The following is a 14,394-nucleotide window of genomic DNA, read 5'->3' on the forward strand; positions in this document are numbered from 1 at the left end:
GTCAGCGATCCTGTCAGCCAAACACCGGCCGCATGAACGAACGCTCGTAGCTGAGGATGAATTTCCTCTCTTCGGCGTACTTGAAAGCGGCGATGCACTCCGGATCGTTCATCGACTGCTGCCGGTAATGTTCGTACGCCGCCAGGCTGGGGAAGGTGAACAGCGCCAGGGCGATGTTGTTGGCGCCCTCCGATGGCAAAAAGTAGCCGTGGTGCTGGCCGCCGAACTTTTCCACCAGGGGCATCCACAACTTGCCGTAGTGCTCGAAAGCGTCGAGCTGGTAGGGATCGAGCACGTATTTCAGGTAGCAGGTCACCATTGTTTCGTTCCTTGATCAGGTATTGAGGGCAGTCGCCACTGTAATCAACAGTGGGCGCCCGGCACAGCCGCTTGTTCGACATTGACCGGCAGGTTTGCGTCAACCGCCTTGGCTGGCGCCGCCGCACTATTGGTTCAGTCAATAGTCACCATCAAGAATCGCAAGTTCTGTTTTTTTCGCAAAGGCGGAAAATTGCCTGCATTGAACACGCTGCTCAAGGAACCTGCGCGATGAAAATCTTGACCCGACTGGCTGTGATTGCCCTGTTGCTGGGCAGTGTTGCATCCACCGCATCGGCCTTTGCCGAAGACGCACGCACCTGCCATCTGTCGCCCATCACCAATAGTCAGGGCGGGCTGCAATACGGGCAGACGGTCGGGGTGCTCTACAGCGAAAACACCGTGGAAAACCTGCGATACCTTGAGCAATACCACTCGGTGGCGGTGAGTGGCGCGAAAAACGCACTGGATGCGCGGATTCGCCAGGCGTTCGTCAACAGCTCTGATCCGGACCTGGCCATCGACTGGCTGATGAGTTCATTGCACCACAGCTTTCTGTCGGTGACGGTCTACGACAGCCTCGATGCCCTGGTGCAGGCTCGCCCGGATGTGGTGGTGATGCTCGATACCCACAACCAGTTGCTGACCCAGCGTAATGACCGGGTCGAGGCGCGTTTCGCCGCGCGGTTCTACGACGCCAACCTGCAGTACATCGGCAAGGCCGAAGGCGCGGTGGAAAAACAACTGCCGTCGGTGTGGGTGCATGACAAGGCTGCCCCCGAGATCGCCGCGCAAATCGAACAGCAACGCGACCTGCAACTGACTGCGCTGAAACAGTTCGATGCGTCGTTGAAGGCGCTGGTAACGGCCGGTTTAACCGCAGCAACAAATTAATAAGCCCGACGTCCACTGAACGGCGGGTGCTTAACCAAACGTAGATTTCTTTTCAGGACCTGATCCATGCGCACTTTTTTTGCCCCGACCCTGGCCTTTGCCTCGCTGCTGCTGGCCGGTTGTGCCACGCCGAACGATCCGACGATGACCTTGCAGACCAGCAAGTCACCCGAGGAATACACCCATTGCGTGGTGCCGAAGCTGCAGCACGATGCGCTGGCGCCCACGGTGTCGCAGACCCAGCGCAGCTACCGGATCGTCGTATCGAGCAAAGTGGCGGCGGACAACGTACTGGAAACCTACAAAGCCTCGAATGGCGGTAAGGTGTTCCTTTACGAGCGCAAGCTGCTGGCCTCGGCGTTCGTGCCATCGACGTTCGAGCGTGCGGCGCAGGAGTGTCTGTAAGCAGAATTTCAGGCAAAAAAAAAAGCCGCCGGGAGTGGCAGCAGAAAGTTAAAGCACGCATTGGATGACTTGATTATGCCGCCCGGTTCATGACGATTCGATGACAGCTTGATGGCTATTCATCAGGATGCCGAAAATCCTGCTACGAGTGATTAACTGTGGCGAGCTTCAGTAAATCTCCGGCACGATGATTTCCTGCGGTACAGGTCCCCGTGAATAGTCTTTCTGGCGCTCGCGCTGGGGCAATTCAATCACCGGCAGCTCGACTTCTTCATAAGGCATCTGGCTGAGCAGGTGATGAATGCAGTTGAGCCGGGCCTTTTTCTTGTCGTCGGCCTGCACCACCCACCATGGCGCTTCGGCGATGTGGGTGCGTTCGAGCATGATTTCCTTGGCCTTGGTATAGGCCTCCCAGCGCCGGCGCGACTCCAGGTCCATGGGGCTGAGTTTCCACTGCTTGAGCGGATCGTGAATGCGGCTGAGGAAGCGCAGGTTCTGTTCCTGGTCGGAAATCGAGAACCAGTACTTGATCAGCTGGATGCCGGAGCGGGCGAGCATGCGCTCGAATTCCGGCACGGTGCGGAAGAACTCTTCGTACTGGTCGTCATTGCAGAACCCCATGACCTTTTCAACGCCGGCGCGGTTGTACCAGCTGCGGTCGAACAGCACGATTTCCCCGGCGGCGGGCAAGTGCGAAACGTAGCGCTGGAAATACCACTGCGTGCGCTCGCGGTCGTTGGGCGCGGGCAGGGCGGCCACCCGGCAGACCCGGGGGTTGAGGCGCTGGGTGATGCGCTTGATCACGCCACCCTTGCCGGCGGCATCGCGGCCTTCGAACAGGATCACTACCTTATGCCCGGTTTTCACCACCCAGCTCTGCAATTTCACCAGTTCGCCTTGCAGGCGAAACAGTTCGGCGAAGTAACGGCGCCGGGCTTCTTTCTCGCTGCCATCCTCGATGTGTTCATCGAACAGGGCGTCCAGGTTGTGTCCGTCTTCCGATAATTCCAGTTCCAGCTCCTCGTCACTGATATCGAGCAACTCGCGGTGGATGCGCTGGATCAAGGTGTCCTGATTGGAAAGCATGGTGAGACACTCGCGTCATGGGTGGCACAGCCGACGTTAGTCACAGTTTGTTACGAAGTGGTGATGCCCGGTGGTGTCATCTGGGTGTCATCGAAGTAATGGCAAGATCCTCGCAATCCGTCTTGAGTGCCCGACGGCCGCCAGTCCGCCGGCAGATGAATGTGCAAGGAACCCCCGTATGAAAGACGCCCCGCTGTTTGCCGCCATTGACCTGGGTTCCAATGCGTTTCGCCTGATGATTGGCCAGTCGGTAAGACGGAACCAGCAGATGGTCATCCAGGAAGTGAAAACCCTGCGTGAACCGGTGCGTCTGGCCGAAGGCCTGCAGGGCGGGGCGCTCGATGAGTTGGCGCTGGACCGGGGCTGGCAGGCGCTGGCGCGATTCGGCAAAAAGTTGCGTGGTTTCGAGGCCGGGCGCGTGCGGGCGGTGGCCACCAGCGCAGTACGCGAAGCGGACAACGCGCCGCTGTTCCTGGCCAGTGCCGAACGGCACCTGGGCTTTCGCATCGACGTCATTTCCGGTCACGAAGAAGCGCAACTGGTCTACGCCGGCGTGGCCCACACCTTGCCGGCGCAAAGCACGCGGCTGGTGGTGGATATCGGCGGTGGCTCCACGGAGATGATCATCGGCCGTGGCGATCAATTGCTGGTCACCGAGAGTATTGCCATCGGCAGCGGCACCTTCGGTGCACGTTACTTCCATGGCGGGCGGATCGTGGCCGAAGCGCTATTGGAAGCCGAACGCGCGGCCACCGTGCAGTTCGAACGCATTGCCCGCCGTTACCGCGCCATGGGCTGGCAGCAGACGATCGGTTCTTCCGGGACGGCGCGGATGCTGGCCAAGGTGCTCAAGGCCAATGGCCTCAATGATGACGGGCAAAGCGGCATCACCTATGGCGGCCTGTTGCGCCTGTCGTTGCGCCTGCTGGAAGTCAAACATGTGAAACACCTCAAGCTGGCCGGTTTGCCCACCCATCGCCTGAGCATTTTGCCCGGCGGCCTGGTGTTGATGCTGGCGGCGTTCAAGGTGTTCGGGATCACGCACATGATTGCGTCTGAACCGGGTTTGCGGTTCGGCGTGATGCATGGATTGATGAGCAAACACTAAAGTCCGCCAGCCGAGGTAAACCCATGACCGACCCCCGTCGCGTGCTGTTCGTCTGCGCCCGAAACGATGTCCGCTCACCCATGGCCGAAGCCTTGCTTCGCCACACCGATCCTGCCGACTTCCAGGCCTTCAGCGCCGGGCTTGAGGCTACCGAGATCGATCCACGCACGTTCGAATCCCTCGATCACATCGGCGTCGATGCCAGCGGCTTGCGCAGCAAGTCCTTCGAAGATTTCGAAGGCCAGGCGTTCGACTACGTCATCACCCTGTGCGACAAGTCTTCCGAAGAGGTCTCGCGCATACCGTTTACCGGTGAAGTGATCGTCTGGAGTTTCGAAGACCCGACCACCAGCGAAAGACACGACCCGTTCCGCCATACCCTTCAGGAAATCGGCGACCGGATCAAAATGTTCGTCACCGTGAAAACCCGCCCCGTGCCCCTGGCGCCGTCAGTCAGCGATTCCTGAAAAACCTCGAACAGCGTCTACCCTCATCGGTCACAACCATCATGATGAGGGTCGAGACGGTTATGGAAACGGACAAGGTTGAATCAAACGGAGCCTCGGGGCTCATCGACGAGCGAATCCGGGAACTGGCCGACTGGCGCGGCGAAACCCTGGCCCGCATCCGCAAGATCATCCGCCAGGCCGACCCTGACGTGATTGAAGAATGGAAGTGGCGCGGCGTGCCGGTGTGGTCCCATGCCGGCATCATTTGCACCGGCGAGACCTACAAGCAAGTGGTGAAGTTGACCTTCGCCAAGGGTGCTTCGCTGGATGATCCGTCGAAGCTGTTCAATGCCAGCCTTGAAGGGAACACACGGCGTGCCATCGATGTTCGCGAGGGCGAGCCGATCGATGAAGCGGCGCTGACGGCGTTGATTCAGGCGGCCATTGAGCTCAATACCTCCCGAACCAAAAAATAACTCAGTACACAGACCCCCTGTGGGAGCGAGCTTGCTCGCGATGAGGGAGTGTCAGTCGACATCAAAGGTGTCTGACAGATCGCTATCGCGAGCAAGCTCGCTCCCACAGGGGACGGCGCCCACCTGACCGTTTTGGAGATCCTCAGCTGTCATGTTCCAATAGCGAGTACTCGCAGACTGGAAACGCAACATGAAGAAAATCGCCGCCCTGACCCTCGCCCTCAGCGCTGGACTGTTCAGCACTCCCAGCCTTGCCGCGGGCGATGTCCAGGCCGGGGAAAAAGTGTACAAGCGCCTCTGCAGCGGCTGCCATCAGATCGGCGAATCGGCTCGCGCCTTCTTTGGCCCGCAGCTCAATGGCGTGATCGGTCGCCCTTCTGCCGTCACCACGGACTACGTGTATTCCGATGCGATGAAATCCGCCAACCTGGTCTGGAACCGCGAAACCCTGATCGCCTACCTCGAAGCGCCGAAGAAAGTCGTGCCCGGCACCCGCATGATTTTCTGGGGCCTCAGTGACCCGGAAAAAATCGAAGACCTGCTGGCCTACCTGCAAACCTTCCCGGCGCAATGATCAGGCCGTGGTCTGCTGCTCGGCCGCCAGGTTGTCGACCAGCCACTGGGTGAAGGCCCGCGCCATCGGGGTGTTCTCGCTGTCACGGTGGGTCAGCAGCGCCCAGTTCGGGCCGCGGATGGTTTGCTCCACCATCGGCTGCAACAGCCCGGTGGCCCGCGCCTGCCGACTCAGCAACTGGCTCACCAGCGCAATGCCGAGCCCGGTGCAGGCCGCGTCCAGCAGCAAACCCGGATCGGAAAAATTCAGCCCCTGATCCATCTGCCCCACATCAATTCCCGATTCCACCGCCCAGTGGCTCCAGTCCATTTCCCGTTCGCCATGCAGGGTGGTGCGCTGTTCCACCGGCACGGCCAACAGGCTCGGGTGGCACGCCGGGTAGAGGCGGTCGGCGTGCAGCACCTTGAAGCTGCATTCGGCCTGGGAACTGATGTCGTCACGCACCGCCAGGTCGATGGTCTGGCTGGCCATGTCCGGCACTTCATCGGTGCTGAAAATCCACAGATCGACCTGCGGATGCTGTCGACGGAAATCCCCCAGGCGTGGCAACAACCAGTGCCGGGCAAACGCCGGGGTGGTGTTGAGCACCAGTTGATTGGGTTTCTGGTACTGCCCCAGCCGGCGAATGCCCACCGCCAGTTGCTGCAACAACGCCTGGGTAGTGCTCAGCAGATCGTGACCGGCATCGGTCAGGCTGACGCTGCGCCCGCTGCGATGGAACAGAGGTTGTTCCAGGTACGCCTCAAGGCTGCGGATCTGCTGGCTGATCGCCGATTGGGTGAGGTGCAACTCTTCGGCGGCCTTGTGAAAACTGCCCAGCCGGGCGGCGGCTTCGAAGCCGCGCAGGGTGCTCAGGGGCGGCCAGTGTTTGAGCATATCGATAAGTTCCTCTAATCAGTTACCTGCAAAATCCATCGTTTGTTTGCCCGTTTTACCAGCCGTAGCATGCATGCCAAGACCGCCAAGGCCGTTTTCATTGAACACAATGACTTAACTCAGAGGTGCTTGTCATGCAGCAGAACGTTATTCAAAACAGCGGTTGGACGATGCCGGCCGAGTGGGTCACCCACGCCGCCACCTGGATGGTCTGGCCGCACAACAAGACGCTTTGGGAGTCAGGCTGGCGGGTGACGCTGCCACAGGTTCAAGAGGACTTCGCCCGGGTGGCCAACGCCATCGCCCGCTTCGAACCGGTGAAACTGGTGGTTGATCCTTCGGCCGTCGCCAGCGCCAAGGCCTTGTGCGGGTCGAACATCGAGTTGATCGAACTGGCGGTCAACGACAGCTGGTGCCGCGACTCCGGCCCGAGCTTCGTCTGCCACCCGCAGCAGGGTCTGGCCGGTGTGAGCTGGCGCTTCAACGCCTGGGGCGGCAAGTCGGCCCACGATCTGGACGAAAGCCTGGCCCGCCGTGCGCTCAACCATTTGGGGCTGGAGTGTTTCGGCACGGCGCTGAGCAACGAGGGCGGCGCGATTCATGTGGACGGCGAGGGCACGTTGATCACCACCGAGTCGGTGTTGCTCAACCCCAACCGCAATCTGGGGGTGACCAAGGCTGAGATCGAAGAGATCTTCAGCCGCCTGCTGGGCGTGAAGAAAACCATCTGGCTGCCCGGCGATCCGGACTACGTGACCGGCGACATGACCGACGGCCACGTCGACGGCGTGTGCGCCTTTGCCCGCCCCGGCGTGTTGCTGGTGGACGCCACCCACGACAAGCAATCGGTGTACGCCGAAGTGGCGCGGGAAAACCGTCGTGCCCTTGAACTGGCCACCGACGCTCAAGGCCGCAAGTTCGAGCTGATCGAACTCTATGAAGCCAGCGACGCGGTGGACACCGAGGCTGAAGTGTTCTGCGCCTCCTACACCAATTTCTACATCGCCAACGGCGCGATCATCATGCCGGCCTACGGCATCGATGCCGACAAGGTCGCCACCGAAGTACTGGCGCAGGCATTCCCCGGACGTGAAGTGGTGCCGGTGCGAATCAACCATCTGGCCCATGGCGGCGGGGGCGTGCATTGCATCACCCAGCAACAGCCGGCCTGGCCGGTGCGGGGTTGATGCCATGACACTGCTGACCATCGCCACCACCCAGATGCCTTGCACCTGGGACCTGAAACACAACCTCGACCAGGCCGAGCAACTGGTCCGCGAGGCCGCGGCCAAAGGCGCACAGGTCATCCTGTTGCAGGAGCTGTTCGCCACGCCGTACTTCTGCATCGAGCAACATCACAAACACCTGGCGCTGGCCGAGGAGTATCGCGACAGCCATGTGCTCCAGCGCTTTGCCGCATTGGCCAAAGAGTTGGGCGTGGTGCTGCCGCTGAGCTGGTACGAGAAGGCCGGCAATGCCTACTTCAATTCATTGAGCGTGGCCGACGCCGACGGGCGCCTGTTGGGCGTGTACCGCAAGACCCACATCCCCAACGCCATCGGCTATCAAGAGAAGGAATACTTCAGCCCCGGCGACAGCGGTTTCCGGGTCTGGGACACAGCGTTCGGGCGCATCGGCCTGGGCATCTGCTGGGATCAGTGGTTCCCGGAAACCGCCCGCTGCTTGGCCTTGATGGGCGCCGAAGTGCTGCTGTTCCCGACTGCCATCGGCTCGGAGCCGGGCTGCGCCACGCTCGATTCCCGGGATCACTGGCAGATGACCATGCGCGGCCACGCCGCCGCCAACCTGCTGCCGGTGGTGGCGGCCAACCGTGTCGGCCGGGAAGCGGCGACCACCGACCCGACCTTACAAATGAACTTCTACGGCTCTTCGTTCATCTGCAACCACAAGGGCAAATTGCTCGCCGAAGCCGACCGCGACAGCACCGGCGTGCTGGTCCACAGCCTGGACCTGGCGGCCATGCGCGAAGACCGCCTGACCTGGGGTATCTACCGCGACCGCCGTCCGGAAATGTACGGGGCATTGCTGACCCAGGATGGTCGCCAGATCCACTCACGCTGGGCAACCCAAGGGGTGTGACATGAACGCGATCAACAAGCTGTGCCTGGCCATGGGGCTGGCGCTGACCTTTGCGGTACCCGCACTGCACGCCGAGGAGAAAACCCTGCGGCTGTACAACTGGGCCGACTATTTTGCCGAGGACACCCTCAGCAAGTTCACCGCCGAAACCGGGATCAAGGTGATCTACGACGTCATGGACGGCAGTGAAACCCTGGAAGCCAAGATGCTCGCTGGCGGCAGCGGCTATGACCTGATCTTCCCCGGTGACACCGTGGCCGAACGCCTGATGCGCGCCGGCAGCCTGCAACCGCTGGACCAGTCCAGAATCACCGCCCTGAACGACGTCGAACCGGGGTTGCAGAAATTGCGCTCGCACTATGAGCATTCGAGCCAAGCCACGGTCCCGTATACCTGGGGCACCATCGGCCTGACCTACAACGCCGAGCAGATCGCCAAGCGTGCGTCGGACGCGCCGGTCAATAGCCTGGACATGCTGTTCAAGCCGGAACTGGCGGCGAAATTCGCCGACTGCGGCATCTCGATGATCGACTCGCCGGACGAAGTGCTGGCGGTGGTACTCAACTACCTCGGCCGCGACCCGCGCAGCGCCAAACCGGCGGACCTGGCGGCGGCCAGTGACTTGCTGATGAAGGCGCGGCCGTACATTCGCAAGTTCCAGTCGCAACCAGTGACCGACCTGGTCAACGGCAACCTGTGCATGTCCCTGGGCTACAGCGGCGACATGACCCAGGCGCAACGCACGTCGGACAGCGCCGGCAAGACAACCACCTTCCACTACCGCATCCCCCGGGAAGGCACCACGGTGTGGATGGACACCATGGCCATTCCTGTCGACGCCCGGCATCCGGAGTACGCCTACGCGTTCATCAACTTCGTGATGCGCCCGCAGAACATGGCGGCCATCAGCAACTTCACCGGCTACCCGACCTCCAACGCCAAGGCACGCCCGGACGTCGATGCCGCGATGCGCAACAATCCGGACATCTATCTTGATGAAGCCACCTACGCGCGGCTGATTCCCGGCAAGGACATTCCCCAGGCCGACATGCGGGCACGCATGCGCACCTGGACCAAGTTCAAGACCGCTACAGTCAAATGATCACCGGCCGGCCCGAGGGCCGGCCAAACCTCGATTTCAGGAAAACACATGCCGACACGTCGAACATTCATCAAGCAGGTATCGGTCGTCGCCGGAATGGGCGCGGTAGCGTCCATGGGATTGGGCTTTGCCTCCCCACCGGTGCGAGCGGCCGGTAAAGGCAACGGGTACATGCCGGATGAGGGTGAAAAACACCAGCGGGCCTTTATCGCCTTCGGGGCGCAGGCCGCGATCTGGGAAGACTTCACGCCCCACGTGCAAGATGCTCTTGGCCTGATCGCCCGCACCATCGCCGAATACGAGCCAGTCACCGTGTTCTGTCGCCAGAGCGAACGGCGCCTGGCCGAAGCCAAATGCGGCAGCCACAACACCACCTTCGTGATCACCGAACTGGACGACATCTGGATGCGCGACATCGGGGCCAATTTTGTCGTCGATGGCAACGGCGGCCTCGGCGCCGTGGACTTCAACTTCAACGGCTGGGGCAACAAACAGCAGCATGCGGACGATGCGCAACTGGCCGCCCTGGTCGCCGAAAACGCCAAGGCGCAATACTTGCGCAGCGAACTGGTGGGCGAGGGCGGTGGCATAGAAGTGGATGGCCACGGCACCGGGGTCATGACCGAAAGCAGCTGGATCAACCGCAATCGCAATCCCGACTGGAGCAAGACCGAGGTCGAAGAGGAACTGAAACAACGGCTGGGCCTGCGCAAAATCATCTGGCTGCCGGGTATCAAGGACAAGGACATCACCGACGCCCATGTCGACTTCTATGCGCGCTTCGTCAAGCCCGGCGTGGTCATCGCCAACCTCGACAACGACCCCGAGTCCTACGACTACAAGGTCACCCGAGCCCATCTGCAGATCCTGGAGAATGCCACGGATGCCGATGGCCGCAAGTTGCAGGTGCATACCGTGTCGCCACCACTCAACCCGCGCAACAGCCGGTTCAGCAAAGACAATCAGGACTTCGCTGCGGGCTACATCAACTACTTCGTGATCAATGGCGCGATCATCGCGCCGGAGTTCGGCGACGAAGAAGCCGATGGCAAAGCCTTCGACCTGCTGTCCGAACTCTACCCGGACCGCAAGGTGGTGCAGCTCGACATCGACGCGATCTCCGCGGGTGGTGGCGGGATTCATTGCGTGACCAGTCATCAGCCGATGGTGTGAAGATTCCAGGCTTTACACAAAACCTGTGGGAGCGAGCTTGCTCGCGATAGCGGTGGGTCAGTAAACAAAATGCCGACTGACACTCCCTCATCGCGAGCAAGTTCGCTCCCACAGGGTATTTTGGTGAATCAGAAAAAATCAGGCCTTGCTGGCCTTCAGATAAGCACCGAGGCGCCGCCCCATTTCCTCACCCAACGCCTGCAAGCCACTGAGCGGGCGCACCATCACTTCAAACTCGACAATCTTGCCCTGTTCGTTGAAGCGGATCATGTCGATGCCCTTCAGCTCTTTCTCACCGACTTTGGCGCTGAATTCGAGAATCACGTTCAAGCCATCCGCTGTCGCCAGCTCGCGGTGATAGGCAAAATCCTCGAACACGTTCATGACCGTGTTGAGGATCATCGACACCACCGGCGCTCCCGGATACGGCGTGTGCGCCATCGGCGAGCGGAACACCGCCTGCGGATCGAGCAATTCGGGCAGGCCGCTCAAGTCGCGGTTGCCGATCATCGCGTGCCACTGCTCCAGGGACGCTGCGACGTCGTGGTTCAGGTTCAGCTCGGACATCTTCAACTCCTGTTTTTTATTGTTGTGGTGCGAAAGCGTTGGTCGATCACCCTGGCGGCATCGTCGGCCCATTGACGGTAGAGCATCGGCCCCGGATGAAAACCATCGCTGGCCATCAAGCCCGGTTCGGGCACCAGCGGGGTTGTCAGCATCGTACATCGATCCACACGATCTGCCAGATCCGCCAAATGTGCATTGAAACGTCGCGCCCTGAAACCCAGGAACCAGCGCAAGGGTTGCGGCAGCGCCTGGAACAAATGCATCGGCGGAAGCGGCGACACCACAATCTGCCTCACCGCGAATTTATCGCACAACAGCGCCATCAAACACCGTTGCCGAGCGAGCCACTGATCCAGGGTGAGTGAGCTGGTGACATCGTTGACGCCAATCGACAACAGCGCCACATCGAACGGCTCGGGGGCGTGCTGCTCGAGCAACTCCAGCAACCCTTGCGAATCCAGACCCGAGCGCGCCCAGAGTTTCCACGACACCTGATAATCATCGGCCAGACGCTCGACCAGCCGACCGCTGAGGGCTTCACCTTGAGTTGCCGCACCCACACCCGCAGCGGCGCTGTCGCCAACAATCAACAAGCCCAGAACGTCACCGCTGCCGGTCTTGCCCTGGCGTTCACCTTCGGCCTCCGGCAACCTAGGCGTCACCCGCCGCGTGTACAGGCCCTGCACCAGCAACAGCGGGCCGAGGAGGATTCTGGCGAGGGTTTCCGTATGGCTCATGGGCAGTTGCCTGATTGAAGAGGGTGATCAGCCGGCGAACTCATCATCGAAAATGCTCTCGATAGGCAGCGCAAATGCCCGGGCAATCTGAAACGCCAAGGGCAGGCTGGGATCATAGCGACCATTTTCGATGGCATTGATGGTCTGCCGCGAAACATTCAACAACGCCGCCAGATCGACCTGCGACCACTTGCGTTCGGCGCGCAGTTCCTTGAGACGGTTTTTCATTGATAACGCCGCTTGGCAAGTCTGAGCCCGACCATCCACATCAGGCCCATCACTGGCCACACACAGACCCAGGACACGTGCGGGAAACCGACATTCTCCAGAAAACCGTAGGTGAAGGTCAGCAATGCCGACGCGGCAAAGGCAAAACCGAGAGCTTCGTACTGAATACGCAAATGCATTTCGTCCAGCGCCCGCATATTGCGCACCACCGCCCAACACATCAGCCCCGCAGGAATCACAGGCAATAGCGTGATGATGATCTTCAGCGCCATGGCCATTTCTTGCTGGTCTTCAAGCAAGATCACCGACACCAGCAACAGCACGGTGTACAGCGTAATCGCGACGCCCATTTCGATGTAGTAGCGCTTCATTGCATCCTCCTGATGTAAAAGTCCCTTTACATACTCGCCGGAGATTTCGCGAATGTAAAGGGTGTTTTACATTGATGAGGCCGGCCCATGAAAAAGCCCAGCTGATTGGGCCGGGCTCTTCGTCTGGATCACTTCGCTGTGATCGACTCACAACTCACAACACACAACACACAACACACAACTCGCCCGTTGCGCGAGGTAGGCACAGAATAGAGCGTACACAGGTTGGCGGTCAGCCGACTGTCTCCGGTTGCCGCGCAGGCGGAGCCTCTTGTGTACGCAACTGATGGCTCATGTCGTTGCAGTTACGCGACCAGTCCGTCAGCCATGGCGGCATCGACGGCGATTGCTCTGGCAAACCCAGTTCCAGCGCGAATTCACCGGGTGCCACCGTGCCTCTGCCCGCGCGGAACAGACCGCGCATCACCACCACGCCGACCACCCGGCCCTTGCTCACGAAACGGTGCTCCATAAAGGTCCACTTGTCGTCCCAGCCAAGCATGCGGGTATGTATTTCAAAGGCTTCGAACAGGCGCAACTCTCGGCGGAACTTGCCCCAGGTATCGCCGACAATCGGCACGGCCTTATGACGAAGCGCCACGCGAAAGGCGCCGCTGCGCAGTACGTAATCCATTCGCCCGATGTCTGCCAGCGTGAAATAGCGACCGTTGGTGACGTGCCGGTTGAGGTCCAGATCCAGCGGCCACACGCGCATGCACACAACGGTGGTCGCCGAGGCGTCCACGGGGTTGCGCCACGGGCGACGCAACAGCATAAGGAAAAGTCGAAACCAGAGATTCATAAGTGCGCCACCGTTGGGTTGATGGCTGCACTTTAGGCCATGGAAATCGGCTAAGGTAGGTGCGCAAATGACATTTTTCATGCGGAAAGTGCAAGGGAGTCGCTATGCACATCACCTTGTTACTGGCCGATCAATGCTCCGCCGCCAGCGCAACCATGGCCCTGGAAGTGCTCAGTGCCGCCAACCTGTTCGCCGATAGCGACCCACCACCGTTCAGGGTGGTCAGCGCTTCGCTCGATGGCGCCGATGTGGCCGCCTGGGGCGGGCAGCGCTTGCATGTGAACCGTTCCACTCGCGAGATCCCGCGAACCGATCTGGTCCTGATCCCGGGATTCCTCTTCACCCTCAAGGACGCCTTACCGGCGTTTTGCGCCTATGGACCGTGGCTGCGTGAGCAGCACGCCCAAGGCGCGGTGGTGGCTTCCATGTGCACGGCGGCGTTCATGTTGGGTGAGGCCGGGCTATTGAACGGCACCCGTGCGACCACGCACTGGGCTTTTGCCGAGCTTTTCCGTCGCCGCTATACCGAAGCGTTGCTGGACGAAGGGCAAATCATTTGCGAGGACAATCGCGTGGTCACCAGTGGCGGCGCGAGTGCGGCCATGGACCTGTTGCTGCACCTGGTGCGTCGCTTTGCGTCACTGGAACTGGCGCAAAAGTGTGGCAAGTACCTGTTGGTCGACTCGGTGCGCAGCGAGCAGTCGGTGTATGTGATGTGGTCAATGCCCAAGAGCCATGGTGATGGCGACATCCTGCGGGTGCAAAACTGGCTGGAAGAACGCTTCGATCAGCCGTTGTTGATCGATGATGTGGCCCAACAATTCGGCTTCGGCGTGCGCAACTTCAAGCGACGTTTCAAGGACGCCACCGGCTACACGCCGATTACCTACCTGCAGACCTTGCGTCTGGAAAAGGCCAAACAGTTGCTTGAATCCACACGCATGACGCTGGACAGCATCACCTATGCCGTGGGCTACGAGGATGGCAACTCGTTTCGCAGGCTGTTTCAACAACGCGTCGGGCTACTGCCGGCGGCTTACCGCAAGCGGTTTCAAGCGGCGGCGAACTGAAGAAGAAAGAGCGTCCATGAAAGCCCGGCCGATTGGGCCGGGCTCTTCGTCTGGATCA

The 14,394-nt window shown here is 60.5% G+C and carries 19 protein-coding genes; 11 read left to right on the plus strand and 8 right to left on the minus strand.

The features are described from left to right. Positions 1-13: 13 nt before the first annotated feature. Positions 14-319 carry an NIPSNAP family protein gene (locus AC1D1M_RS24610; RefSeq protein WP_477777609.1) on the minus strand — a complete coding sequence of 102 codons (306 nt, stop codon included), beginning with the start codon at positions 317-319 and terminating at the stop codon, positions 14-16. Between the two features lie 230 nt (positions 320-549). On the opposite strand from AC1D1M_RS24610, the gene AC1D1M_RS24615 reads away from it, so the two are divergent. Both AC1D1M_RS24615 and AC1D1M_RS24620 read left to right on the plus strand, forming a co-directional pair. Then, positions 550-1,212 carry an ATPase gene (locus AC1D1M_RS24615; RefSeq protein WP_477777610.1) on the plus strand — a complete coding sequence of 221 codons (663 nt, stop codon included), beginning with the start codon at positions 550-552 and terminating at the stop codon, positions 1,210-1,212. 66 nt (positions 1,213-1,278) lie between these two features. After that, a complete protein-coding gene (locus AC1D1M_RS24620; protein ID WP_477777611.1) occupies positions 1,279-1,617 on the plus strand; it encodes a YgdI/YgdR family lipoprotein in 339 nt (112 codons plus the stop codon). Positions 1,618-1,785: 168 nt separating this feature from the next. Here the strand turns inward: AC1D1M_RS24620 and ppk2 are convergent, their stop codons facing one another. Further along, positions 1,786-2,703 (minus strand): polyphosphate kinase 2, encoded by a 918-nt coding sequence (gene ppk2 / locus AC1D1M_RS24625; protein WP_347911755.1) that lies wholly within the window; start codon positions 2,701-2,703, stop codon positions 1,786-1,788. Between the two features lie 178 nt (positions 2,704-2,881). Here ppk2 and AC1D1M_RS24630 point away from each other — a divergent pair, with 178 nt between their 5' ends. From AC1D1M_RS24630 to AC1D1M_RS24645, 4 genes are all read left to right on the plus strand, one after another. Continuing rightward, positions 2,882-3,811 carry a Ppx/GppA phosphatase family protein gene (locus AC1D1M_RS24630; protein ID WP_477777612.1) on the plus strand — a complete coding sequence of 310 codons (930 nt, stop codon included), beginning with the start codon at positions 2,882-2,884 and terminating at the stop codon, positions 3,809-3,811. A gap of 23 nt (positions 3,812-3,834) precedes the next feature. Beyond that, on the plus strand, positions 3,835-4,278 hold the full coding sequence (locus AC1D1M_RS24635; RefSeq protein ID WP_477777613.1) for an arsenate reductase ArsC: 444 nt from the start codon (positions 3,835-3,837) through the stop codon (positions 4,276-4,278). Positions 4,279-4,340: 62 nt separating this feature from the next. Next, complete coding sequence (locus AC1D1M_RS24640) at positions 4,341-4,736, plus strand: DUF1801 domain-containing protein (protein WP_477777614.1); 396 nt, start codon at positions 4,341-4,343, stop codon at positions 4,734-4,736. Between the two features lie 190 nt (positions 4,737-4,926). Then, entirely contained in the window at positions 4,927-5,310 is a 384-nt protein-coding gene (locus AC1D1M_RS24645; RefSeq protein ID WP_477777615.1) for a c-type cytochrome, read from the plus strand. On the opposite strand, the gene AC1D1M_RS24650 is transcribed toward AC1D1M_RS24645, so the two are convergent. Then, entirely contained in the window at positions 5,311-6,186 is an 876-nt protein-coding gene (locus AC1D1M_RS24650) for a LysR substrate-binding domain-containing protein (RefSeq protein WP_477777616.1), read from the minus strand. A gap of 134 nt (positions 6,187-6,320) precedes the next feature. On the opposite strand from AC1D1M_RS24650, the gene AC1D1M_RS24655 reads away from it, so the two are divergent. From AC1D1M_RS24655 to AC1D1M_RS24670, 4 genes are read left to right on the plus strand one after another with little or no spacing between them, the layout of a single operon-like run. Then, complete coding sequence (locus tag AC1D1M_RS24655) at positions 6,321-7,373, plus strand: agmatine deiminase family protein (protein ID WP_477777617.1); 1,053 nt, start codon at positions 6,321-6,323, stop codon at positions 7,371-7,373. A gap of 4 nt (positions 7,374-7,377) precedes the next feature. Further along, complete coding sequence (gene aguB, locus AC1D1M_RS24660) at positions 7,378-8,286, plus strand: N-carbamoylputrescine amidase (RefSeq protein WP_477777618.1); 909 nt, start codon at positions 7,378-7,380, stop codon at positions 8,284-8,286. A gap of 1 nt (position 8,287) precedes the next feature. Then, a complete protein-coding gene (locus AC1D1M_RS24665) occupies positions 8,288-9,388 on the plus strand; it encodes an extracellular solute-binding protein (RefSeq protein ID WP_477777619.1) in 1,101 nt (366 codons plus the stop codon). 48 nt (positions 9,389-9,436) lie between these two features. After that, positions 9,437-10,561 (plus strand): agmatine deiminase family protein, encoded by a 1,125-nt coding sequence (locus AC1D1M_RS24670; protein ID WP_477777620.1) that lies wholly within the window; start codon positions 9,437-9,439, stop codon positions 10,559-10,561. A gap of 138 nt (positions 10,562-10,699) precedes the next feature. On the opposite strand, the gene AC1D1M_RS24675 is transcribed toward AC1D1M_RS24670, so the two are convergent. The 5 genes from AC1D1M_RS24675 to AC1D1M_RS24695 form a co-directional block, all read right to left on the minus strand. Further along, a complete protein-coding gene (locus AC1D1M_RS24675) occupies positions 10,700-11,128 on the minus strand; it encodes a nuclear transport factor 2 family protein (RefSeq protein WP_477777621.1) in 429 nt (142 codons plus the stop codon). A 2-nt stretch (positions 11,129-11,130) separates the two neighbouring features. Further along, positions 11,131-11,865, minus strand: coding sequence for an SGNH/GDSL hydrolase family protein (locus AC1D1M_RS24680; protein ID WP_477777622.1), 735 nt, complete (start codon positions 11,863-11,865; stop codon positions 11,131-11,133). Between the two features lie 27 nt (positions 11,866-11,892). Next, entirely contained in the window at positions 11,893-12,093 is a 201-nt protein-coding gene (locus AC1D1M_RS24685) for a helix-turn-helix transcriptional regulator (RefSeq protein WP_007988375.1), read from the minus strand. Continuing rightward, positions 12,090-12,464, minus strand: a complete 375-nt coding sequence (locus AC1D1M_RS24690) for a hypothetical protein (RefSeq protein WP_477777623.1) — start codon at positions 12,462-12,464, stop codon at positions 12,090-12,092. Before AC1D1M_RS24690 ends, AC1D1M_RS24685 begins: the two co-directional genes overlap by 4 nt. Positions 12,465-12,696: 232 nt before the next feature. Beyond that, positions 12,697-13,266 carry a thioesterase family protein gene (locus tag AC1D1M_RS24695; protein WP_347911767.1) on the minus strand — a complete coding sequence of 190 codons (570 nt, stop codon included), beginning with the start codon at positions 13,264-13,266 and terminating at the stop codon, positions 12,697-12,699. Positions 13,267-13,370: 104 nt separating this feature from the next. On the opposite strand from AC1D1M_RS24695, the gene AC1D1M_RS24700 reads away from it, so the two are divergent. Beyond that, complete coding sequence (locus tag AC1D1M_RS24700) at positions 13,371-14,336, plus strand: GlxA family transcriptional regulator (protein WP_347911768.1); 966 nt, start codon at positions 13,371-13,373, stop codon at positions 14,334-14,336. Positions 14,337-14,394: the final 58 nt, after the last annotated feature.

The organism is Pseudomonas sp. P1_F7 (assembly GCF_056405655.1).